The sequence below is a fragment of the Melioribacteraceae bacterium genome (genome assembly GCA_035362835.1).
Lineage (GTDB): Bacteria > Bacteroidota > Ignavibacteria > Ignavibacteriales > Melioribacteraceae > DSXH01.
Genome location: DAOSDY010000001.1, coordinates 1,445,150 through 1,468,599, shown reverse-complemented (window position 1 = coordinate 1,468,599; position 23,450 = coordinate 1,445,150). Strand labels below are relative to the sequence as shown.

Here is a 23,450-nt window from a genome sequence, read left to right as displayed (position 1 = left end):
AATGAAAGAAAACAAATGCAGCTTAATTGAATTCCGACAGCAGTCCCATCAAAATCATAAAGACTTATTTCAAACCAATAAGCCCTTATTAAAATATCCTTATAGATCAGGTCAGACTATTCTTTTCATATATAATTCCAAGACATAAATATGTCTTAAGGAGGGCGCATGAAAATCAAACTTACATCAGCATTATTAATTCTTTTATTCTTCTTTCAGATCAGTCTTGTCGCGCAATCCGACAAAAGAGAGATAAAAGAGACAAAAGCTGTTTCAGAAATTGAAATGAATTTCCCTCTGCCGGGTCCTTTCCAAGCGGCAAAGGAAACAAACGCTAATTTCGCAACAACCGTTTATACTTTCGGTGATATCACAGTCTTCTCCTATTTCGACAACACATCAATAACAGTTTATGACGCAAACGGAACACAGAAAGGAACACAGACTCTGAACACAGATAAGTATCATACATTTAATTACGGAAGCGGCGTTTTCAGAATTGTAGGAAATAAAACTTATACCGTTCTGGTCGGTGACGCAATATCCTCTACAGTTAATGGTTTCTTTGCAATTGATGAAGCCGGAAGAGCTGTTTCAACAAAACTGAATACCTGGATGTCAAGACAATACAGCTCTAGTGGAGATGATTTTATTGTCTTCGCATATGAAAACGCGACAGGCTTTACTGTAAGAAATTTAACAACCGGTAATATAATTGCGGCAGGGTCATTAAATGCCGGTGAGCATTATTCTTTTAAAAACGGAGTTGGCGTTCCCTGGAATACACCTCTACAGGTAACGGGGACAAAACCGGTTTCCGCACTCTCGTATGAAGATCAGGATTATTATGTTCCATCGAGCAACGGTACTTTTGTAGGAACAACGTTCTATGGTTATTCAGCATATAACGGAGGCTGGACAAACAGTATCACTGTTACATCTTATTCAGATAACAATACAATTACAGTTAGAAATACAGGCACCGGGCAGGTAATAGGGACAGCAACACTACAAACCGGTCAGGTCTATTCATCCGGAATAACAACTCCTACATACTGGTCAGTTACATCAACCGGTCCTGTCTCCGCCGCAAATATTCCTTTCTTTGGCTGGACAGGTAGTTACAGTTATATGACAAGAGCAATTGACCAGACTGGTAGAGGATTTGGAACATTATTTTATGTCCCTACAATTGCAAGCAATATACATGTCTTTTCATTTGAAAACGGAAACAATATTACTATCACGAGATTAGGACAGTACAATCAATTCCCGTACACAAGCACAATGCCGGTTTATACAGGGACATTAAGTGAAGGTCAGCATTATAATTTTACTTCAACTTCAGGCAATTATGTTTATAAGATTGAGGGAACAAAAAATATTTCCGTTCTTCAAAGTAATGGGGGTGCTGGTGCTGATTTTATGCCCCTAGCTTATTCTCTCGATTATCCTGACCTGGCTATTTCAACAAGCGACATTGCCTACAGCAAAGCGGATTCCGACATACAGGTTGGCGACCTGATCACGGTAACAGTAACAGTTCACAATTACGGAAACGTAGCAGCGTCTAATGTACTCTGTTACGCATACGAAGGTGATCCCGATGCCGGGGGCAACGCGCCGCTTATAGGAAGCGGAACAATTTCAAGTATTCCGGTCGGTGGTACAGGAACATTTACGTTCCAGTACAGGGTTCCTACAAGTCCCGAGTACCGGTTTTTAGTAGTTAAAGTAGACCCTACAAATCAGATTACCGAATCGAACGAATCAAACAATAAGGCAACCCGCAGCATTAAACCGAACGGAGATCTTCTGCCTCCTCTCGCCGTAACTGTTACGGCACCATCGAGCTTATCACTAACCGGAGGAGTTCTTACACCAAATCCATTTACGGTTAAGTTCGATATTTTTAATACAGGAACAGTAAACGCAGCTAACTGCACCGTTACCCTCGAACTATTCAACGGACTTACACTCGCGACGGGTACTCTCGTAAGAAACCTGGGAGACATAGCGGGTAACGCGACAAAATCCGTTGAGTATTCTATTAATGCAAATCCGGCCACATCCGGATTTAATCTCTACAGGGCAACCATAAGAGCCACCAGTCTGACGGATAAGGTGGTAAGCAGGAGCGTAAATATTCCGGACGGAACTCCGCCGGCAGCGCCGACAAATTTAGCAGGCCAGGTTACAGGCAACGGAGCCGGATCGTTCACATGGAATGCAAACGGCGAGTCTGATCTCGCAGGTTACTATCTATATTACGGAACTGACGGAACAAACTGGAACGGCACAGGAGCCGCTCAGGGTAATTCGCCGATACTGGTTATCGGTCAGACAAACTTAAATATCAGCGGTCTACCGTCAGGACTCCATTATTTCATGCTGAAAGCTTTTGATACATCAAATAATCTCAGCGGGGGAAGTAATATTGTACAATTAACATTTTCCGGTCAGACTACTGTCCAGCAGATCTTTTACGGAAACACTCCATATACAGTAACCGTATCAACGGATCAGGGCGGATGGGGTTTTGTTGCCGGGACAAACAGTTACGGAGATCTCGGTAAATATCAGCGTTTCGATATTTCTCAAAACGCTAAATTGACCGGCACTTATATCTACTTTGCAGGCAAAACAATCACGGGAAGTGCCGAGAACTTTAATGTAGTTGTAAAACAGCGCGACGCCGCAACGGGAGCTCCCGGATCAACACTTTACACTCAATCCTACAGTACTAATATAATTGACATTACGACACCCGGCACATCGCGAAATTATTTCCCGATAACTCCGAATCAGAATTTCACATCCCCGTTCTTTATCGGAATTGAATGGGCTTCCGGAATCGACGACCGTTTCGGAATAATTATGGATGCCAGTACCGAAGGTGAAGGCGCAAAACGTGCCTGGGAGAAATGGGATACCGGTGCTTACCACGCGATGGCTGACGCATGGAATACAATGGATAGAGATTTATGGATTGCGGCAGAGGTTGAAGTTGCAAGCGGAATTGAAGAAGGTATCGACGCAATCCCGACCGGATTTGCTCTCAATCAGAACTATCCAAACCCTTTCAATCCGACAACTGTGATCAGCTATCAGATACCGTCTTCCGCGTTTGTAAGGTTGAGGGTTTATGATATTCTCGGTAACGAAGTTGCCGCACTGGTAGACAAAGAGCAGCAGGCGGGTTTTTACAGCGTAACTTTCAACGCTAAGAATCTAACAAGCGGAATCTATTTCTACAGACTGGAAGCCGGATCATTCAGCGAAGCAAAGAAACTGATACTCGTAAAATGATTTAAAACATAGGATGTTTTTCTCAATGCACCCCGGCTGCAACCGGGGTGTTTTTATTCACCGGGACAATTTATGTTTTTGACATACGTTTTTACAGTTCAATTGACTTTATTTTCATCATGCTTTAATTTGATGTTCGTAAAATGAATTTTAAAAAACTCCCGGATTTGATCGGTGAATTCCTCCGGCATACTGTAATCCAGAATATTTTAAGCAGACCATACAGCGCAAATAAATTCAGTTATAAAGGAGGTTTAATGAAATTAAAAATTTTTATTTCGTTTTTATTTCTTTATATAGTTTTCCCTGCCGCTGATATCCCCGCTCAATCATCAGAAGGATATACTCTAATATGGAACGCTGATCACGGATATCACATGTTCGATGTCTGCTTCAGTCCCGACGGTAAGAAAATTCTTGCAATCGAAGGAACCGTATCGGCTAATTCTGTAAAACTTTTTGACGCTCTTTCGGGTCAGCTTATCTGGTCCAAGAACGCCGCTGCAGAATTCGGAAGGTTCAGCCCCGATATGTCGAAAGTTTATATTGGAGGGGCCAGCACCCTTGCTTTGAACATATCGGACGGAAGCCAGATCTGGATAAACAACCAGCCGGCCGATTGCCTGGATCTTAACAATCAGGGAACTCATATTGTTGTTGGAAAAGAAACCGACAGGGTTAACGGAAAAGTTGTGATGATAAGGACATCAGACGGTTCTAAAGTCTGGGAGGGAACTACAAAAGGTCCGGTAAACAGTATTAAATTCAGTTACGACGGCAGCAAGGTTATTTCCGGCGGAGGAGACCTCTCCGACAGAGAAGCAATCCTGTGGAGTAGTATCAACGGAACCAAAATCTGGACTCATTTAAGCGGACCGATAATCTATACCGTAAATTTCAGTCCCGACGGAAACAGTATAATAGTGGGGACCGACTGGCAGGTAATTACAATGCTCAACGCGGCTTCGGGCTCCGTCGGGTGGACTCATACTTTAATCGAACGGTTTCTGGATTCCGGATTCACGCCCGACAGCAAAAAGGTTTTTCTCTCATCCAACAACAGTTATATAAGAGTATTCGATGTTACAACAGGAGCGCTGCAGTGGGACAAAGTAATCAACGGTTCAAATTCTCACAATGTTATTAGATCCTCTCCGGACGGGACAAGACTGGCAACAGGCTCCAGCGATAAGTACCTGAATGTTTTTGATATGGCTGATGGAACAACACTATTCAGAGGTCTGCACAACTCTCAGGTTAACAGACTTAATTATAGTTATGATGGGACACGAATAGTCACCGGCACATTTTACGGCGGGAAGGTCAGCGTATGGCAGAAAGACGGAACTGTACACGTAAATGAATTTCCCAGTACACTTCCGGATACTTATCAGCTATTTCAAAATTATCCTAATCCTTTCAATCCGGCTACGGTGATCAGCTATCAGATACCGTCCTACGCGTTTGTAAGGTTGAGGGTTTATGATATTCTCGGTAACGAAGTTGCCGCACTGGTAGACAAAGAGCAGCACGCGGGTTTTTACAGCGTAACTTTCAACGCTAAGAATCTAACAAGCGGAATTTATTTCTACAGGCTGGAAGCCGGATCATTCAGCGAAGCAAAGAAATTAATACTCGTAAAATAATTTTGATTTAATCACTTAATAATAAGCCCCGGAAATACCGGGGCTTTTTTATACACCGTTTTAATTAGCCATTTTCAATTCAACTCGATAATTTTACCTGTAACTTTTCCAATAACTATGGAATGAAAAAATGAAACTCGCCGGACTCATCAGATTAAGTCTTTTTGCAACGATTGCCGCCTTGATAATTATTGATTACTCAAGCGCAACAGGTCAGACACAACCTGCTTCAAAACCGAAAACAAATATTGAAGATGCTCTTAAGTATCCACGCACCGCTTTTTCTATGCCGGGTCTCTATCCGGGCAAAGTGGTGCAGGTTGATCACGCAGCCTGCACGGCCGACGGTAAAATTATTTATCAGGCGGCATATGATATGGTTGCCAAGGGGATGCTCTCCTTAACAGGCCAAAATAATTTGAAAAGCGCATGGCTTAAATTTATTTCCCCGAAAGACAGAATCGGTCTAAAAGTTAATCCTGTTGCCGGACCTCAACTTTCAACAAGCGTTGAAGTAACGCAGGCAGTCGTAAAACAGCTCGAAGATGCCGGGGTGCCAAGAAGCAACATTATTATTTGGGACCGGCGCGAAGAGCAGCTCTTCGAAGCCGGATTCAATAACGAAAATTTTCCGGGGATTAAAATTATAGGAACGGAGCGACCGGAAAACGGCTCGATGTACGATGAGAACGGAAAACTCCACAGCCTGAAAATGATTGATACCACGTGGTACTACTGGGCTGATTATGAAGAGAAATATGATTCCGCTACAATTCCATACATGGTAAACGAAGGGAAATTTTCCTACTTTACAAAAATCGTAACTGAAATGGTGGATAAGATAATTAACATTCCGATTCTTAAGAACGCAGGCTCTTCCGTTACTCTCTGTCTTAAAAATTTAGCTTACGGAGCAGTAACAAACACAGGCCGCCTCCATAAATATCTCTGGGCTGAAACGTGCGCTGAAGTAAATGCTTTTCCTCCTCTCCGGGATAAAGTGGTTCTGAATATTGCCGATGGAATTAAAGGCTGTTTCAACGGAGGGCCCGGCGCCAATCCGCAATTCTTCTGCGAATATAAAACCGTCCTTATCGGAACTGATCCGGTTGCTGTTGACCGCGTTGGATACGATATAGTTATTAAAGAAAGGATTAAAAGGGGCGTTCAGAAAGAGGATAATCCCCGGGGAAGAATTTTTATGGAGCTTTCCCAGAATCTGAATCTCGGTATTGCGGATCTTGAAAAAATCTCATGGTCCAAAATGGAATTGAAATAATACGCTATCTGTTCAACTTTTTAATATAATCGATGACCGGTGAGGATCAACTTCACCGGCATTCTTTAAAAACGGAAGTATTGGATATGAAAAAACTTATTGCCGCTTGCATAATTCTTACTGTAAACATAGCAGCTTTATCGACTGATAATTTCCCGAAACTGAACGGTTCGGAAATCCCGGGTGCAAAAATTACAAGGGAGCAGATATTTGACGGAAGCGGACTCTGGGGATATATTAACGGCGGGGCAGATATTTTCCTTGAGTACGGATTTGAAAATTTACTTCTGCAGGAAATTGAAATTGCCAATCAGAGATTTAAAGTTGAATTCTACCGGATGAATAGTCCCGAATCGGCTTTCGGAATCTATTCTGCATCGCATTACAGGTGCGGCCGCCGATCCGCTAAATTAAAATTCAACTGTATGACAGATTACCAGATTCAGTTTGCAAAGGGGAATTATTATGTATCAATAATTAATATGAAAGGAACCGCGGAAGAGCAAAAAATTTCCGGAGATATTTTCGATATCATTATTTCAAAAATTGACGCGCCCGAATTTGTTGTTCCGCAATTTTTTGCAAAGTCTAATCTTCTCCCGGTCATGGAAACATTAAAACATTTTAAAGGGATACTCGGAATTCAGAACGGTGTTCCCGAGTGGTACGATTACTTTGAGAAATATGACGGATACGGAATTTATCTTTTACCGGTAGAAGCAGGCGCGGTTATTGTGAATACCGCGCTGGTAAAATTTAAAAAAGAGAATGATGCGGATAATTTTATAAAAGGATTAAAGGGAACTGTTGAAACTGCCGGCGGATATAAGAAAATATCGGACGGAAATATTTCCAGAATAGTAAAACGTATTAACGGAACCGAAGTGATCTTTATGGAAGGAAGTCTCGATATAAAGGAAATGGAAAAACTTGCCGTTAAAATTCTTCAAGATTAAGAACCAATACTGAAGACACCCATTTTTTTAAAATATCCGACGTAGAACTTTTTTCCTTTCTGCAGATCGACATATTCGGATTTTATTTCGGTAAATCCCTTCTGCCCGGCAATATCAATAAATCTGTCTACTTCGACCAGCTTAAGCAGTTTACTGAGTTGCTTTAGTGATTCATAAGGCGTATCCGATACAGGAGCCGAATGCTCGCTCGGGAGCTGAAGCACAACACTCATAATACCGCCCCAATTCAGCCAACCGTAAATGTCCGCCACAAGTTTATCAACATCCACATACTCGAAAACAAGCGCCGCATGAACCAGATCAAAAGAACCCTTCCTGAAAACAAGTGAGTTGAGGTCGGCACACAACAGATTAAGATTCGGAAGATCCTCAGCGAACCACGCACGGCACTCGGAAAGAAACCTGTAATTAATATCGACCCCAAGAATCAGATCGAGTTCTCTGCCGATAAGATGTTCAAAACCGTTTCCGGTGGTTGAGCCCGGAATACAGACCGAACGGGGATTGAAATGATCAACAACTCTCCGGAATATCTCGTTAAGAACCGGAAGCTGCTGAACATCGGGCGAAGACATATGAGCTTCATAATCGGACGACGGTATTTGGAGCCAGGGATTCATAAATGCAAATTAACCGGATTTAATTATTAATATAGAGTCCTAGTGAAAACCATCCGCACCAGTGCCGGTAGGAGAAAGGCGCGGTTAATCCCATTCCCGAGTCGCGGAACGGTAGAACTTTTTCTGTAAATGTATCCGAATATTTGAACAGAACTCCTTCGATCTCTTTTCCTTTAAGATTAGTAACAATTTTATTTATGGTCATCAGTCCGAAAACAACCGGATATCTTCCGCACCATAAAGGAAGTTCCTGATTTGAGGTGACGGCGGGCCAGAGCTCTTTTGTAAGGTTAATTATTTTATCGTTATCAATAATTCCGTCCAGATTCTCATTGATAATTCTAATGTCGTTAACGGTTCCCTTTTTGTGCGCGGCCGCATCCATTCCGTATGGTGAATTGCCAAAATCCTCACCGTAATGATTTGCGTCGTTTGAGATCAGAAATAAAATATCCTTCCCGATTTCAAGCCGGTTTTCCTTAATATATTTAAGAATTATAGCGGATAATTTTTCACTTATTATCTTCATCCTGTCAAAAGGGATCTGTGGAATCATAACCGGTGTAATTTTAACGTGGGGATTGAAGTATTGCAGAAAAGGAATTAGAGCCTCGATCGAATGTTCTATCTGATGAGCTTTGTTACTTGTCATCACAAATTCTTTATCGAGTTCCGATTTAATCGCATCTCTTAAAGATGATACTTTAACGTTGCCGTAAGGCCCGGTCCATTCGTCGTATTCGTCAAGAATCAGAACATCGGATGGATCGTTCAACTCTTTCCGGACGGTTCCGTGTGTTACTCCGAATACAACTACTTCTTTTGTTCTTATCCGGCTGAATAGAGGATAATATACTTTGCCGGCGTAGAGATAATCATCATGCACCGAGATTCCGCCGATCAGATTTTTATCTGAACCGTTTTCAATTTTCAATTCACCTGATAGATAATTCATAAATGAATTCATCTCTTCCGCGCTCCAGCAGAATCCCACATCATCCCTGACCGGCCGGACCGACTGCGAATAGAGAAAGCCGGGTAAATTAAAAAACAAAACAAATATTATGACGAGCAGTTTAATTCTCATAGCGTTTTAACATCCTGTAATTGTCAGACACCGATCCTTGAATAGATAGCGTAGAAAATATAACGGCCGATTAACTCCTGTATCAACAGGATTCCGAAATAGAAAGCATAGTATTTTTTCCGTATCAAAACATTACCATCCATTCTATTCTTCTTCAGAATTAAAAGAAGCCAGACGATGGCGGCAATGATGAATAGTATCCGGAATAGCAGAAGAAAAATGTTATCATTAATAAGTAAATTGAAACTATCGTTAGAAGCACCGCTTGAAAGATAAACCGGCTGATAAATAATAATTATTAACTGAATTGAAAGCAGTATGAGAATAAATTTCGAAATCTTACTGAAAGTGTCCGCGAGATTTCCGGATTGAAACTCTTTAAGGCGCGAGAAATATTTTTCCTTATTCATAACAATATTAATTGCATGAAGTATAGCACCGCTTCCCAGAATCAATGATGTCATTACAAACGAGAGCGGTGTAAAGAAGTTGTTCCACACCGGTACGGTCTCGAGCATATAGATGAGAGACATTGAAGCAATTGTAATATATCCGAGCAGGACAGTTATAAGCGCAAGGATAAAAATTATTTTTCCCCCGGTTCCTTTTTTCATAAAGTAGATAAGAAAGATAGTGCCGCTGAATAAGAAGAGAATTAAAGAAAGTATTTCTCTGCTGAGCCAGGATGATTCCAGATTATTGAGAGCATTGAATGCGTTTAGAGGCGATCCGAGATGAAATGCCGCAATAATTACAGAAAGGAGGAGAATAAATCCGGTAACATTTAATATTGGTCGGCCTGCTACCGAGAAGACTCCTTCGTCTAGTTTCATGAATTTAACTTCGCGAAGAATACCCAGAAACATGAAAGCGCCCGCAGACATCTGAATCATTAATGTAAATAATATGAGGGGCCATTCTACCAGATGCATGCTATACCTCCTCCTTATTATTCACCTTCAGATTACTCTCCTTTATCCTGATTGAATCCTTATGCGGTTTAATTACAATAGCCGGTCTGGTTAAATTCTTATCGGGCAGAGGATGAATCTCGCTTATCTCTCCGTATTTTTTCCGGAGGTCATTCATCTCTCCGAATTCAAGAACTCTCATCGGGCAGGCATCTACGCAGGACGGGTTTCTACCATCGCCAATATAATCGTAACAGAGAGTACACTTGGACATAACGCCTTTATCATGATCGTACTGCGGGGATCCGTAGGGACACGCCCATTCACAATATCTGCATCCGATACATTTTTTTTCATCTATCAGTACGATTCCGTCTTTGCGTTTAAAGATTGCTTTAGCCGGACAGACTTTTGCGCAGACAGGATCTTCGCAATGATTGCATGCCATCGAGATATTGTAAGCAAGAATGTTATGTTTCCAGGAATTTCCTTCCTGAATCCAGCTACCGCCGCTCACTTCGTAAACTCTGCGCCATAATACTCCTGCAGCTGAATCATGTTTATCATTGCATGCGGCCTGGCAAGCTTTGCAGCCGGAACATCTGCTTGTATCGATATAGAATCCATACTGTCTGCCCATAATTATTTATGCTTTCTCCACCTGAACCATAATTGTATGTTGCGCATTTCCAAAAGCAAGGGGCGTCCATTTTTCGGAAGTCAGAACGTTTATGCATCCCCTCCTGTCAATTCCGTTTTCATCGGGAGTCCACCATCCGCCCTGGGGAATATCAATTACTCCCGGAAGTATCCTGTCGGTTACACGGCATTTAATAATTATTGTTCCTCTATCGTTGAAAACTTTTACTTCGTCGCCGTCTTCAATGCTACGGTCGGCGGCATCGATCGGATTGATAAAGACTCTCTGCGGAAAAGCCCCGTCGGTCCATTCATTATTATCGTGAGTCGAGTGAACGCGCGGCATATAATGATGGCCGAGTGCCTGTAGCGGATAACTTCCGGCCTCTTGGCCGAACGGACTTTCCCATTCCTGAATATATTTTGGAACAGGCGGAATTGTGCCGTGGGAATTCATTTCGAATAGTGTCCTGGAAAAGATTTCAATCTTTCCTGAAGGAGTTTTAAGAGGATTTTTTACTGGATCCTGCCGGAAATCCCTGAAAGCAATTTTGGGATCGGTAATCGGAAGTGAATAAACTCCAGTGTTGCTCTTTTCAAATTCTTTGAGAGAGGGAACGTTTGGGAAACGGGTTTTGCGGTATTCTTCAAGCGACCATTCAATCCACCCTTTTTCATCCCTGCCTTGGGTGTAGAGGTCTTTAACACCGAACCTTTCGGCAATTTCTGAACAGATCCTGTAATCGCTCTTAGTCTCGAAAGGAGGATCAACAATTTTCGGCATTAGAATCACTTCGTCGCCGTATTTCCATCCGTCTTCCAGTCCCCATACTTCAAATTGAGAACAAACCGGTAGAACTATATCGGCAAACTTTGCCGTAGGCGTCATAAACTGTTCATGTACTACAATGAACTCTACCAATTTTTCATCTTCTAAAATTTTCGCGGTTCTGTTTACGTTGGCATGCTGATTAATAAGAGCGTTAGTTGCAACCGCATAGATCAGTTTAATATCGTTATCAAGTTTTTCGGCGCCAACCACACCTTCCGCGGCTGTCATTTCCTTTCCGCGGAGTACTGCTTCGGTCCAGAGGAATGTAGGAATTCTTGTTTTAACCGGATTGGTGCCGGTTGGAAAGACATTCCAGAACGGACCGCCGTCATCTGCCTGAAGAGCGATACCGCTTGCACAGCCACCCGGTATTCCGATATTTCCGGTCAACGCAGCCAGTACGCACCCGGCTATTACTGAAGTTTCACCGAAAGCCCGCCTCTGCATTCCGTAGCCCTGATAGAGCATCCCGGGTCTTGCGGTTGCATATTCCCGCGCAATACGTATTATTGTTTCTTTGGGTACAGTTGTAATCTCTTCGGCCCACTCAGGAGTTTTGGGTATTCCGTCGCGGGTGCCTAATATATAATCTTTATAACTCTCTTCCCTTTCGAGTCCTTCGGGCATTTGAGAAGAATCAAAGCCGACGCAGTATTTATCCACAAAATTTTTATCATAGAGATTTTCCGTAATCATCACATAGGCCATTGCGCTCATCATTGCGACATCGGTGCCGGGCCGGATCGGGATCCACTCATCAGCCAGAGCAACGGTACTCATAGACATTCTCGGATCAATGCAGATAATTTTAGCGCCGTTCTCTTTAGCTTTTTTTAGAAAGAATTCACTGTTAGTACCATCGCGCATTTCGCACGGATTCCAGCTCCACATAATAATGTATTTGGAGTTGACCCAGTCCTGCCTTTGATTACCGGTAACGCTTGTTCCGAATACATAAGGAGTTGCTTTAGAAATAGCTGCCCAGCTGTAGCTGTTATAAAATCCGAGTGAACCGCCGATCAGGTTGAATAAACGAACAGCGGTTTGCCTTCCGTTTACCTGATTATAACTTCCCGTACCGTAAGGGACATAAATAGAGCTGTTGCCGTAGGTGTTTCTGATTCTATTAATCCCGTTTACAATTTTATCGTAGGCCTCGTCCCATGTAATCCTCTCAAATTTTCCTTCGCTTCTTCTGCCTACTCGTTTTAAAGGATATTTCAAGCGGTCGGGATGATACTGGCGCTTTCTATAAGCTCTGCCTCTAATGCAGGCACGGAGCTGGGGGTCTTCAATTGAATCGCTGGGACGGTCGTCTGTTTCAATGCGGATTATTTTTTCATCTTTAACATAGACTTTAAGGAGGCATCGTCCGCCGCAGTTATGAGCCGGGCAGCCTGTGCGGACTATTCTGTCGGCAAAAACAAAGGGGCGTGTCTTGGATTCGAACGAGGTAACAACACCGGAGATTCCGCCGGCTGTAAGCGCGGTTGCGCCGAGAGCCGAGGACCATTTTAAGAATTCACGTCTCGATAAACCGAACGGATTACTACTGCTTTCTTCCCTTTCTTTCATCTGATTTGAAAATACCGGTATTAAATTCCTATGCAACTTAGCTGATTGAAATTAAAGATGAAAGCTACTGATACTGATTTCTATTATTACTGATGATAAAATAAAACCGGCTCCATCATGGAGCCGGATTATTCACTATTATAATTTTATTTCAAATTGATCTACCGGGTAATAACCTCTCTTAACAATTCCGGCTCCTTTAAATAATGCCCACGCCGGCATTGTCTGATGCGCTTTGGTCATCTGATATAACTGCTGCGCGCTGTTCCCGATGAAGATGTAGATTGTCTTCGCGGGATTATACGGATTGGGATAAGTTAAATAGAGCCCATCGTCATTATTATTGTAAAGCTGACCGTTCCATTTAAAGAAATATTTTCCGCACTCCAAACCTAATTTCTTGAAAATATCGGCGGCAAAGGAATTTTCCGAAGGCCCTCCGAGAATTATCAGATCGTTCACTGCCAGATCATCACGAGAGATTTCACTATCCTTAATAAGGGGCTGAAAAACTTCGGTGAATCTATCTGCAACCATCTTCTGATAGCGAAGACCGATAGTATGATTGGCTTCTATCTGCTGAGAAGTTCCGTAGATTATCCGGACGTTTGCGTAATCATCGAAGAAATTCTGGGATGTATAATAATTACTCCGCTGAACCGGAACATCATTTCCATAATTGAAAAGTATTGCGGAAGGTTTTTCCCTCACCAGAAAGTCGAAACTCTGGTCAGCATCTGCAACCTCTATCAGTTTAAGAATTCTCTCTTTACCGTTTTCAATGGCAATAGTCGTAAAAAAGCGGTACGGTTTATTATCCTGTTTAACATTCACTTTTACTTTCCAGAGATCGTCAACCTGCCATGTTTCCGCAGAGAGAGTCAGCGCCGGCAGATCCTCTCTTTCAAGCCACTGCATAACAAAATCATTCAGCTTTTTCCCGGTTGATTTTTCGGCAATCCTAATAATCTGCTCGTTGGAAATATTTTTTTCTTTGAACTCGTTATGAATACTGTTCATCAAACCGGAAAACGTATCATTGCCGAGTAATAATCTTAACTGATGAAGAAGATAGGTTCCTTTTATCCTCGGTATCTGGTAATTATTATATCTATCATAAACGGTCAAAGCATTTAACGGGGCTAGGTTTCCTTCTTTATTAATATTATAGAGGAGTCGGTAATTAAGTTCTGTCAGTTCATCCTTAGAATAATTAAACGCCGGTTGCGGAGACGAAGGCATTTGTCTTAAATAATTATAATATGATGATGTTGCGCTGACAAACCAGTTCTCCTTACTACCGGCTGGATACACTGTTCCTTTCCATAATCCTTCTTTACTGAAAGAATAAACATCTTTAACATCGCTGAACTGATTCGATAAATTCTTAACGGTCGGTTGTTCCGGCATTTTATCTTTCAATTCTTTCAGGCGGTTGGCTACATAAACCGGATTTGCAACTGTATAACCCAATGTAAACCGGGGTACAGAGTTCGGCAGATCGGGCATCCGTCCGTTTTCACCTACGAACTGCTCGCGCAGAGTTACTTTTCCGTTATGAGCAAAGAACATCAGGTTCTCGGCCATTTCGGAAGTGGTTACTTTTCCGTCGCAAGCGTGAGGCCTGTTGATAGGCGAGGAATTCCAGAGATCGAATGCCGCATGCTGGTCAATCTCCCCTTTCTTTTCCTGATAGAAATTCCAGAACGCAATATCACGGTTGGCGGGACGCCATATAATATCCGCGGGCGATTCATCGGAATTCTGTATATACTCTTTCCTAACCTCAAGATCTTTGTTGTTGTTGTTGCTCCAGTAAAAATCCTTCGCATCGCCGTACCAGTCCTGCTTCGAACTTCTCCACAATTTCCATTTGTATGTACCTAAAAGCAGGATTCCGATTTCATTTCTCTTAACATCGCCAATAAGCCAATCGTTGGTATACATTCCGTTGTTCTTTTCAGTCATAATTTTTACAACATCGTCGATGCTGTTAGCGTACTGCGCCGCTTTACGTATCCTGTTCGATTGCGGTATTCCATCGGGATTAAAAGGAGTCTGCTGTACGGTTGTCTCTCCGAGCATAATTCCGGCGCTGTTCATATAAAAATCTGCACCCGAATGAATTCCGCCGGGATAAGTCTGATAGACGAGCCGGTTCCCTTCCGAGGGCTGAACATCTGCTATAACATTCCAGTGATAACCTGTATAACCGCCCCACATAAAGATCTGACCGTAAACAATTCTTCCGTCTTTTGTAGCGGAGTTGTTCGCAAGAAAAGCAGAACATTTATGAAGCCGTTCCTGGATGGAAAGTTCTTCCTCGTTTGATAAAAAACTCTTTCCGGTAAGAGGATTGGGAGTAACGCGCAGAGCGCTCTGCATATAATCGAGATCGATTGATGAATTGATTGCCACTATATCGAGAAGATCTACCGGACGGTCAAAGACTTTAGCGCCGTTCTTTGCTGCGCCGTCGGCAATTCCTTTCATCTCCGTCAGATATTCATCATCGTACTTGCGAAGGAGCATAGCGTCCACCTGAAATTTCGTACGGTTCCATCCGCCCTGAGGATCTGAGCTATTATAATTAACCGCGAGTTTTTCGATAAACAATTTTATTTCATCGGCGAGAAGATATCCGTACTGATAACCTCTCTGGTAAGGTTTTCCTTCGATATGGACAAAGATCCATCCTTTATCCTCGTACCTGAACGCAGGGCCATACCACTTAACGGTTTCCAGAGGGATATACTCCGAGATATCCGTTACTTCAGTTAATTCAATATCATCGAACCAGACATTACCTTTTGCTTTTCCGTTGTAACCGAAATTGAGCCGGACGTTATCTTTTGCTTTCGTCGCAACAAACATTACTTCAATTTTCTGCCAGTCTCTTGTCGATCCGGCGGAAGGAGAATTGTTTGTAAATGGGAAAGACTCCATAGTTAAACACGCAGCAACAGGAGTCGGATACTGATCGATAGGATCTGTGTAAGCGTTCTCTGTTTTAATCCATCCGCTCAGTTTATATACATGTCCAACTTTTAGATTTATCTCTTCCGAAAGAATTGTGCTCTGATTCCATTGATCATGACTCATCTGAAGGCTCTGTGAACCCGAATAAAAAACTTTATTGTTCAGATTAACTATTGAGCCGGCAATTACCGACCAGTTTTCCGCATTCCCCGAACCGCCTGATTTTTCGAAACCGGGATTTTTCAGAGGGATAAGATTTTTCTGCGCCGGCATTATTCCGCAGGTAATAAAAAAGAATGCTAACAACAAAAAGATAATTTGTTTTCTCATTTGGCATCCGAAATATTATTATAAGTTGGGGGTAAAAATAGGGATAATGATATATGATTTGAAAGTGAAAACGGCAATCAAATACTGTTTGATTGCCCGGTTTTCAGATTAATAGAAAATTTATAAACAGAGGTCAGAAATAAACTTTTTTCTGAGCGAGAGGGCTCTGGCTCAGCAGATCAACAACAAAAGTTTCCAGGATTGCCAGATAGGATTCCTTATTCGGGAGGGAAAGAAGTTTCTGTTTAGCCTGCAGTTTTCCGAAAGCCGCAACCCTTCCTTTAAGATTATCCCAGAGAAGATATTCAATGCCGGCAACCATAACAAAGAAGGATTCGGAGCCGCGGCCCATCGTCACTCCTTTTTCGTCGCCGCTCTTATTAAAGTAAGCATCTTCAACAAAGAAAAGATAATTAGGAATGTTCTCCTCGTATGAGAATCCCCTTACATCCGGAATATAAACTAATTGAGTTGAATCGAACTCGTTTCCGGGGGATTTGTATTCGAATTTTAGAGGCGATTTAATTGATTCCTTATTTGCTTTTACAATTTTTGCAAAAGTATTCTCTGATAACAATACTGGGATATAATTATCAATTAATTCAATCTCTTTTGATGTGAGCATCTGCTTGGATGCGTTTTTTCTGTTGATAAATTCAGCAAGCTGGTCATTTTCCAGCAGAGATGAGATAAACGGCATTATAAGGATCTGAACACCGGACTGGTTCAAATTTTTATATTCGGGAGCTACATATGTGAATCTGTCCGAAACAGAACACGAGTTGTTTACGAAGACTATTAGGACAAGAAGAGCAAAAAGCGATATTTTTTTCATATAAACCACGCTGGTTTTCCTTTAAGCAATACCCGCACAAAAAATAATTTTGTTATAATTCAATTTCAACACATAAATATAGACGATAAATAATTAGGAAAGTTTCCTATAAACTCTATTTTTGTATTAAATTTTCACCGGAGATTTAATGAATCCTTTACTATCAAGAACAGCGCTTGGATTGTGGCGGGCGAAAATCTGGAATTATTCCAGATCCGGTTTGGAGAAACTGATTTCCGGCTCAATCGATCTCGGGATTAATACCTTCGATCATGCCGACATATACGGCGATTACGAATGCGAAGGATTGTTCGGAGAAGTTCTAAAATCGAATCCATCCCTCCGCAAAAAGATGGCAATTGTTACCAAGTGCGGTATTAAACTTACATCATCAAAATATCCGGAGCGGAAAATTAAGTATTACGATACGGGTAAAGACCACATTATAAAATCTGTTGAAAACTCACTCATGAATCTGGGGACAGATTTCATTGATCTGCTTCTTATTCACCGTCCGGATCCTTTAATGAATGCCGACGAAGCAACCTGGGCTTTTACCGAGTTAAAAGCTTCAGGTAAAGTATTACATTTCGGAGTATCGAATTTTCTGCCTCATCAGTTTGATCTACTTCAATCTCGGCTTCCGTTTCCTCTGACTACAAATCAGATAGAAGTTTCAGTATTAAATCACGAGCATTTTGATAACGGCAACATCGATTTTCTTCAGCAGAAGAAAGTGGTTCCGATGGTCTGGTCTCCTTTTGCAGGAGGAAGAATTTTCTACGAGGAGAGTGAAAGTGCGTTAAGAACACGAGCCGTTCTGAACGAGCTTGCATACAATTACGGAACAAACGGAATTGAACCGATTGCCGCCGCATGGCTCTTTGTTCACCCGGTTAACTTTGTTCTAATTTTAGGAAGCGGCAGGATTGAAAGAATTAAAAACGCTATCGAAGGAGTTAACATTAAACTGTCGCGGGAGGAATGGTTCCGGGTCTGGACAGCAGCAAGAGGGCGGGACATTCCATAATTCAAATCATCATTTAAAATAAAAAACCCCGGCATTACCGGGGTTTTCTGTTTTTCCGATATCAATTAAAATTCAGTATTAAGCCGGCCAAGAACATTCATCAATTCAAATTGTTTTGTGAAATAGCTGTACTGAGCCTGAATATCATTATTCTGCGCCTGAAGATAATCCCTGTACGACTGCTGCATTTCAATAAATGTAGCTGAGCCGAGTTCATAATTCTCTCGTTTCATATTCCAGTTCAAGCGCGCGGATATTAGGCTTTTATTTGTTACTTCTACCTGAGTCTTCGCGGTTTCCAGATCCAGCAATGTATTTTTAACCTGTGCCCGGATTTCTTTTTCAAGAGCATTCAGATCCTCGGTTGCATTTTTTATCTGAACTTCTGCAGATTGAATTGCAAACTCGGTATTCCATCCGGAAAAAATAGAAAAGTTTAATGAAAGCCCCATACTGAAAATTCTCCGGTTAAAAAGATCCCCCGGTCGTATGGCGCTTGTAGAATACCGGTAGTTTCCGCTCACCGTTGGAAATAATCCGGAGCGGGAAATAGTGAGCTGATACTGCGCGCTTTCAAGTTTAAGTTTCTGACTCTGAAAATCTTTTCTACTTTTTAACGCGGCTTCAAATAACTTTGTCTGATCATCACGAGAATCGAAATAATTAAAATTAACTGACTGCGGAGCTTCAAACGTATATTCACCCGTTATATCGAGCGTGAGATATTTGAGAAGATTTATTTTTGCTTTTTCATAGTTGTTCTTCGCCTGGAGGAACGCGAGTTCCGAATTTGCCGTTTGTACGTCCTGGGCATATACATCCGAGACGGTAATCATATTTAGATCGAGCATCTCCCTGATTTTATCGGTCAGATTTTTATTATAAGTATAATTCTCCTCCTGGAACTTGAGAAGTCGCTCGTAACTTATAATCGAGAAATATAAGCTGGCGGTCTGAAGTATAATATCCTGTTTCAATTTGTCTAGGTCGAAAAGTGCAGAATTAAGATTTGTCTCTTTCTGTTTGATATTGGCGTAATTCGACAAGCCATTGAAGAGAGTGACATTTCCGCTAGCCGAGAGTGAATAACTCCTGGAATCGATTTGCGATGCCGGAATAATCTGTTCCCTGCCGAAGAAATCGAGCTGAGTACCCCCGTCGTCATTGGTTCTCGACCATCCCCATGAACCGCCAATTCCGAGAGACGGCAGTAGATCCCCGTAAGCATTTTTTACACTCGCTTCGGTGGTAAGGAGAGTGTTCTGTGATTTTACGAGATTTGTGTTGCTGTTAAGCGCGATTGAAATCGCCTCGTTCAGAGTTAATTTTTTCTGTCCGAAAGAAGTTGTAAACAGAAGAAAGGTTGTAATAAAAAGAAGATAGTATTTGTAATTTTTCATTCTAGATCTCTAATATTTTCTGTAATAACCGGACCGGCATAAGCCGATCCATTTGAATTCTTATTCATATCTTAATGCATCAATCGGATTAAGTCTGGATGCTTTTCTTGCGGGATAGAATCCGAAAAAGATACCGATTGCGCCGGCAAATCCGAAAGCCAGAAGAATAATTTCGGGTTGAATGTTAGCCACCTGGCTCGTATAATTATTCAATATATAAGCAACGCCGAAGGAGAGGGCCACTCCCAGAATCCCCCCTGCAAGACTTAATACAATAGCTTCGGTAAGAAATTGAATCAGGATATCCGATGCGCGAGCACCGATCGAAAGTCTTATACCGATTTCCCTGGTTCGTTCTGTTACGGAAACAAGCATAATATTCATAATGCCGATACCGCCGACAATAAGCGAAACACCTGCTACAGATCCGAGAAGGATAGTAAGAATTTTCGAGGTTTCAGTTGCGGCTGTTGCTAAGTCCGCCTGGTCCTGAATAGTAAAATCATCGTCTTCACCCTGGGTTAATTTATGAGCGTCTCTCATAATTCTTCTCAGTTCCTCTTTGGCTTTCGGAATCTGTTCCGGTGTGAGAGCGCTTACCTGAATGGAGCTTATAAATCTTCCGCCCGATAATCTCTCGTGAACTGTTCTTGAAGGAGCGAGTATAATATCGTCGTTGCTTGTACCAACCGAAGTCTGTCCCTTCTCAGTAAGTACACCAATAATTCTGAACGGAACATTACGGATTCTAACCTGTTGACCAATCGGGTCATCATCGGGGAAAAGATTATTCGCGACTTCTGAGCCGAGTACACAGACTTTAGATCTTGCAAGAACGTCACGCTCGGTAAAGAACTCGCCCGACTTAAGTTTCCATGATCTGATTTCGAGGTAATCCGGCGATACGCCCTGGACCTGAGTAAACCAGTTTCCCACTCCGCCGATTATCTGTCCGCCGGATCTTACAATCGGAGTTACTCCACTTATAAGTGATGCTTCGTCTTTGATCCGGTCAACATCATCGAAGGTGAAGCGGTTAAATGTTCCCATGCCGCGGTTAACTCCGCCGCTAAGTGAAGCACCGGGTGTAATTACGATCAGGTTTGAGCCGAGAGAAGCTATCTGATCTTCAACCTGCTTCTGTGCGCCGTCTCCAATAGCAACCATCACCACAACTGCGGCAACACCGATAATGATACCAAGAGCAGTAAGAAGACTTCTCATTCTCGATTTCATTATACTTCTTATAGCAACCTTTAAAATATTTTTCACCTGCATAATTAATCCTCCTCAACCTGAATAACAGAATCTTCCTTCATCTTTTTCAATTCCTCTTTTGCAAAGAGCCGGTTTTTAATCGCGACATCCTGAATAATTTTTCCATCCCTGAGCTCAATTATTCTTTTAGCAAACAGCGCGAAATCCCTCTCGTGTGTTACAAGAACGATAGTAATCCCTTCATCATTAAGCTCCTGAAACACCGAGAAAACTTCTATTGAAGTCCGGCTATCAAGGTTTCCCGTTGGTTCATCTGCGAGTATTAGAGAGGGCTCATTTACAAGAGCGCGTGCAATAGCAACCCTCTGCTGCTGTCCGCCGGAAAGCTGACTCGGTACATGGTGCATTCTGTCGCCCAGCCCAACTCTTTCGAGTGCTTTAACGGCTTTTTCAACAGGATCTTTAAAGCGATGAGACCTGTCGTATAAAAGAGGCAGTTCAACATTTTCAAGAGCCGTAGTTCTTGAAAGAAGATTGAAACCCTGGAAGACGAAACCGATCTTATGATTTCTGATTGCAGCGTATTCGTTTGGAGAGAATTTGCTCGTATTATTTCCATCAATATAGTATTCACCTGAAGTCGGCTGATCAAGACAGCCGAGGAGATTCATCAAGGTAGATTTACCGGAGCCCGACGCACCCATAATAGCAACGAACTCCCCTTCTTTTATTTCAATATCAACCTTACGCAGCGCATGAACTTCAACCTCGCCAATTGTATATGTTTTGGATAAGCCGGAAGTCCTGATAATATTTCTAGTCAAGATAACCTCCTTAGAATCCTCTACCAAAACCCGGAGTCCTGTTCTGCTGTGTCGGATTTAATGGATTAGAATTGCTTGTCTTTGTATCTGCTTCAACAACTCCGGTTATAAGCTGCATTCCTTCCGTAATATTTCTGCTTCGTACCATTTCGGTGTTTTTCCCGTCAGTAATACCGAGTGACATCATACCCATAGCAAGCTTTCCATCTTCATCGAGATACCAGACTCTTCCGAAGTTTCTGTTTCTGCTTCCCTGCTGTCCGCTTCTCTGGAAGTTCATTCCGGATGCGGCACCCTGTCCGCCCATCTGACCCATTCCCATACCCATTCCTCTGTTCTTCAGACTATCGGGCATATTCTTTAATCTTTCTTCCATTCTCTTAGTATATTCTTCCATCATTTCGTCGGGCGGTGTAAAGCGGAGCGCAACATTAGGAACGATAAGCACATCCTCCTTTTCGGCTACATAGAAATCGACAGTAGCTGTCATTCCCGGAAGCAGTAACTTTTCTTTATTATCAGCGGTTACAACAACAGTATAATTGACAACGTTCGAGATTGTTTGAGGGCTTAATCTGATCTGAGATACTTCCCCTTCGAATTTTTTATCCTGAAACGCCTGAACAGTAAAAGAAACCTTCTGGCCCACTTTAATCTGGCCTATATCACCTTCATCAACATTTGCCAGAATCCTCATCGACGAAAGATCCTCCACCATTGTAAAAAGTGTTGGAGCGGAAAGGCTTGCGGCAACCGTCTGACCCTGTTCAACGTTCCGGTTGATTATTTTGCCGGAGATCGGAGCGGTTATGAAAGCATATTCAAGATTGGTCCTGGCTTTTTCGATAGCGAACTCGGCGGACTTAAGAGAAGCCAGAGCGGATTCGATCGCCGTTTTGGATGCAATAAAATCGAGTTCGGAAATAAATTTCTTATCGAATAGTTTTTTATTCCGTTCGTGTTTTGCAAGTGCTTCGTTGTATTGAGCTTTGGTTCGCTCAAGAATTGCAAGCTGATCTCTCACCTGGGCGGCAAGAAGTGTGGTATCAATAAGAGCAAGAAGCTCTCCTTTTCTTACCTCGTCGTTAAAATCTACAAACAAATTTGCAATTCTTCCGGAGACCTGTGTTCCGACTTCTACTGTAGAGAGCGCTTCGAGCGTGCCTGTACTTGTAATAGCATTTGTTATTTTACCTTTTTTAACCTCTACAAACGAAAATTTGCTTTCCTCCGATTCCCCTTTGCTGAGAAGAAGAAAAGCCGTAACAATAACGGCGATACCGATTATGCCGTAAATAAAATATTTCTTTTTCATTACATTGCCTTAATAGAATTAATTTATCAATTTGACCGCTAACGATTAATTTCCCGTCGGACGCATCTGCTGTCGTCTTGCCTGCATCTCTTCCTGGTATTTTTTGTATTCGGCCTTCTGTTTATCGTTTAAAACCTTTTCTACTTTTTTGTTTGATTCATCGCGGAGTTTCATCATTTTATCTCTCATTGCTTCGCGGTCTCCGCCGCCGCTGCTGAATATTGCCTGCATCTCTTCGGATTGTTTAACTAGAATATCTTCAATCTGCTTGGTCTGCTTATCATTCAGATTTAATCTTTCTTTAAGTTCTTTAACTCTTTCTTTCGGATCCATTCTCGGCTGTCCGATTACAACTGATAAGGATACAAAGAAAAGAAGTGCAAGCATAAAATATTTGCGTGACATGTCTGCTCCTGATGTTTTATTAAATTAATTCTTAATTAACGAGTGGTAAAATTAATAGTCGTCTTTCAATAAAACTACACTTTTTACCGCAAACTATTAATAAAGACAAATAAAGAGACAGGAAGGTTTAATGAATATTTGAAAATATTCTAATATTAATTGCAAAAAATACGGCCGGGAAACTGTACAGAGCGGCACGCTGTTCCGATTATCAAATTAGAGGATCAATTTATTAATGC

The 23,450-nt window shown here is 42.0% G+C and carries 17 protein-coding genes; 5 read left to right on the top strand and 12 right to left on the bottom strand.

All coding sequences use genetic code 11. From position 1 onward, the window contains the following. Positions 1 to 168 precede the first annotated feature (168 nt). The 4 genes from PLZ15_06165 to PLZ15_06150 all read left to right on the top strand — a co-directional run bounded on the left by PLZ15_06165 (position 169) and on the right by PLZ15_06150 (position 7,190). Entirely contained in the window at positions 169 to 3,309 is a 3,141-nt protein-coding gene (locus PLZ15_06165; GenBank protein ID HOI29332.1) for a CARDB domain-containing protein, read from the top strand. A 257-nt stretch (positions 3,310 to 3,566) separates the two neighbouring features. Continuing rightward, positions 3,567 to 4,955, top strand: coding sequence for a PQQ-binding-like beta-propeller repeat protein (locus PLZ15_06160; protein HOI29331.1), 1,389 nt, complete (start codon positions 3,567 to 3,569; stop codon positions 4,953 to 4,955). Positions 4,956 to 5,085: 130 nt separating this feature from the next. After that, positions 5,086 to 6,234, top strand: a complete 1,149-nt coding sequence (locus PLZ15_06155; GenBank protein ID HOI29330.1) for a DUF362 domain-containing protein — start codon at positions 5,086 to 5,088, stop codon at positions 6,232 to 6,234. An 86-nt stretch (positions 6,235 to 6,320) separates the two neighbouring features. Further along, positions 6,321 to 7,190 carry a hypothetical protein gene (locus PLZ15_06150; protein ID HOI29329.1) on the top strand — a complete coding sequence of 290 codons (870 nt, stop codon included), beginning with the start codon at positions 6,321 to 6,323 and terminating at the stop codon, positions 7,188 to 7,190. Here PLZ15_06150 and PLZ15_06145 read toward each other — a convergent pair. The 7 genes from PLZ15_06145 to PLZ15_06115 form a co-directional block, all read right to left on the bottom strand. Further along, on the bottom strand, positions 7,187 to 7,831 hold the full coding sequence (locus PLZ15_06145; protein ID HOI29328.1) for a class I SAM-dependent methyltransferase: 645 nt from the start codon (positions 7,829 to 7,831) through the stop codon (positions 7,187 to 7,189). The genes PLZ15_06150 and PLZ15_06145 overlap by 4 nt on opposite strands. Before the next feature lie 19 nt (positions 7,832 to 7,850). Further along, complete coding sequence (gene amrB / locus PLZ15_06140; GenBank protein HOI29327.1) at positions 7,851 to 8,918, bottom strand: AmmeMemoRadiSam system protein B; 1,068 nt, start codon at positions 8,916 to 8,918, stop codon at positions 7,851 to 7,853. 23 nt (positions 8,919 to 8,941) lie between these two features. Next, complete coding sequence (locus PLZ15_06135; protein HOI29326.1) at positions 8,942 to 9,850, bottom strand: dimethyl sulfoxide reductase anchor subunit; 909 nt, start codon at positions 9,848 to 9,850, stop codon at positions 8,942 to 8,944. A 1-nt stretch (position 9,851) separates the two neighbouring features. Beyond that, on the bottom strand, positions 9,852 to 10,469 hold the full coding sequence (dmsB, locus tag PLZ15_06130; protein ID HOI29325.1) for a dimethylsulfoxide reductase subunit B: 618 nt from the start codon (positions 10,467 to 10,469) through the stop codon (positions 9,852 to 9,854). A 6-nt stretch (positions 10,470 to 10,475) separates the two neighbouring features. Further along, a complete protein-coding gene (locus PLZ15_06125; GenBank protein ID HOI29324.1) occupies positions 10,476 to 12,875 on the bottom strand; it encodes a molybdopterin-dependent oxidoreductase in 2,400 nt (799 codons plus the stop codon). 138 nt (positions 12,876 to 13,013) lie between these two features. Continuing rightward, positions 13,014 to 16,184, bottom strand: a complete 3,171-nt coding sequence (locus PLZ15_06120; protein HOI29323.1) for a C45 family autoproteolytic acyltransferase/hydrolase — start codon at positions 16,182 to 16,184, stop codon at positions 13,014 to 13,016. Positions 16,185 to 16,317: 133 nt separating this feature from the next. Beyond that, positions 16,318 to 17,019, bottom strand: coding sequence for a hypothetical protein (locus PLZ15_06115; GenBank protein HOI29322.1), 702 nt, complete (start codon positions 17,017 to 17,019; stop codon positions 16,318 to 16,320). 148 nt (positions 17,020 to 17,167) lie between these two features. Between PLZ15_06115 and PLZ15_06110 the strand changes: the two genes are divergently transcribed. Beyond that, complete coding sequence (locus PLZ15_06110; GenBank protein ID HOI29321.1) at positions 17,168 to 18,049, top strand: aldo/keto reductase; 882 nt, start codon at positions 17,168 to 17,170, stop codon at positions 18,047 to 18,049. Positions 18,050 to 18,114: 65 nt separating this feature from the next. Here PLZ15_06110 and PLZ15_06105 read toward each other — a convergent pair whose 3' ends face one another. Genes PLZ15_06105 through PLZ15_06085 form a run of 5 tightly spaced genes read right to left on the bottom strand, consistent with a single transcriptional unit; the run spans position 18,115 to position 23,211 of the window. After that, on the bottom strand, positions 18,115 to 19,449 hold the full coding sequence (locus tag PLZ15_06105; protein ID HOI29320.1) for a TolC family protein: 1,335 nt from the start codon (positions 19,447 to 19,449) through the stop codon (positions 18,115 to 18,117). Positions 19,450 to 19,509: 60 nt separating this feature from the next. Beyond that, positions 19,510 to 20,727 (bottom strand): ABC transporter permease, encoded by a 1,218-nt coding sequence (locus PLZ15_06100; GenBank protein HOI29319.1) that lies wholly within the window; start codon positions 20,725 to 20,727, stop codon positions 19,510 to 19,512. 2 nt (positions 20,728 to 20,729) lie between these two features. Beyond that, positions 20,730 to 21,491: an ABC transporter ATP-binding protein gene (locus PLZ15_06095; protein ID HOI29318.1), complete on the bottom strand. Its 762-nt coding sequence runs from the start codon at positions 21,489 to 21,491 to the stop codon at positions 20,730 to 20,732. A gap of 10 nt (positions 21,492 to 21,501) precedes the next feature. Next, the gene (locus tag PLZ15_06090; protein HOI29317.1) at positions 21,502 to 22,806 is read right to left on the bottom strand and encodes an efflux RND transporter periplasmic adaptor subunit; all 1,305 of its coding nucleotides are present in this window, start codon (positions 22,804 to 22,806) and stop codon (positions 21,502 to 21,504) included. Positions 22,807 to 22,851: 45 nt separating this feature from the next. Next, a complete protein-coding gene (locus PLZ15_06085; protein HOI29316.1) occupies positions 22,852 to 23,211 on the bottom strand; it encodes a hypothetical protein in 360 nt (119 codons plus the stop codon). Positions 23,212 to 23,450 lie beyond the last annotated feature (239 nt).

What these genes read in the sequence shown, in the direction of transcription:
- PLZ15_06165 (HOI29332.1), top strand. Translation starts at nt 169, where the DNA reads ATGAAAATCAAACTTACATCAGCATTATTAATTCTTTTATTCTTCTTT.
- PLZ15_06160 (HOI29331.1), top strand. Translation starts at nt 3,567, where the DNA reads ATGAAATTAAAAATTTTTATTTCGTTTTTATTTCTTTATATAGTTTTC.
- PLZ15_06155 (HOI29330.1), top strand. Translation starts at nt 5,086, where the DNA reads ATGAAACTCGCCGGACTCATCAGATTAAGTCTTTTTGCAACGATTGCC.
- PLZ15_06150 (HOI29329.1), top strand. Translation starts at nt 6,321, where the DNA reads ATGAAAAAACTTATTGCCGCTTGCATAATTCTTACTGTAAACATAGCA.
- PLZ15_06145 (HOI29328.1), bottom strand. Translation starts at nt 7,831, where the DNA reads ATGAATCCCTGGCTCCAAATACCGTCGTCCGATTATGAAGCTCATATG.
- amrB (HOI29327.1), bottom strand. Translation starts at nt 8,918, where the DNA reads ATGAGAATTAAACTGCTCGTCATAATATTTGTTTTGTTTTTTAATTTA.
- PLZ15_06135 (HOI29326.1), bottom strand. Translation starts at nt 9,850, where the DNA reads ATGCATCTGGTAGAATGGCCCCTCATATTATTTACATTAATGATTCAG.
- dmsB (HOI29325.1), bottom strand. Translation starts at nt 10,469, where the DNA reads ATGGGCAGACAGTATGGATTCTATATCGATACAAGCAGATGTTCCGGC.
- PLZ15_06125 (HOI29324.1), bottom strand. Translation starts at nt 12,875, where the DNA reads ATGAAAGAAAGGGAAGAAAGCAGTAGTAATCCGTTCGGTTTATCGAGA.
- PLZ15_06120 (HOI29323.1), bottom strand. Translation starts at nt 16,184, where the DNA reads ATGAGAAAACAAATTATCTTTTTGTTGTTAGCATTCTTTTTTATTACC.
- PLZ15_06115 (HOI29322.1), bottom strand. Translation starts at nt 17,019, where the DNA reads ATGAAAAAAATATCGCTTTTTGCTCTTCTTGTCCTAATAGTCTTCGTA.
- PLZ15_06110 (HOI29321.1), top strand. Translation starts at nt 17,168, where the DNA reads ATGAATCCTTTACTATCAAGAACAGCGCTTGGATTGTGGCGGGCGAAA.
- PLZ15_06105 (HOI29320.1), bottom strand. Translation starts at nt 19,449, where the DNA reads ATGAAAAATTACAAATACTATCTTCTTTTTATTACAACCTTTCTTCTG.
- PLZ15_06100 (HOI29319.1), bottom strand. Translation starts at nt 20,727, where the DNA reads ATGCAGGTGAAAAATATTTTAAAGGTTGCTATAAGAAGTATAATGAAA.
- PLZ15_06090 (HOI29317.1), bottom strand. Translation starts at nt 22,806, where the DNA reads ATGAAAAAGAAATATTTTATTTACGGCATAATCGGTATCGCCGTTATT.
- PLZ15_06085 (HOI29316.1), bottom strand. Translation starts at nt 23,211, where the DNA reads ATGTCACGCAAATATTTTATGCTTGCACTTCTTTTCTTTGTATCCTTA.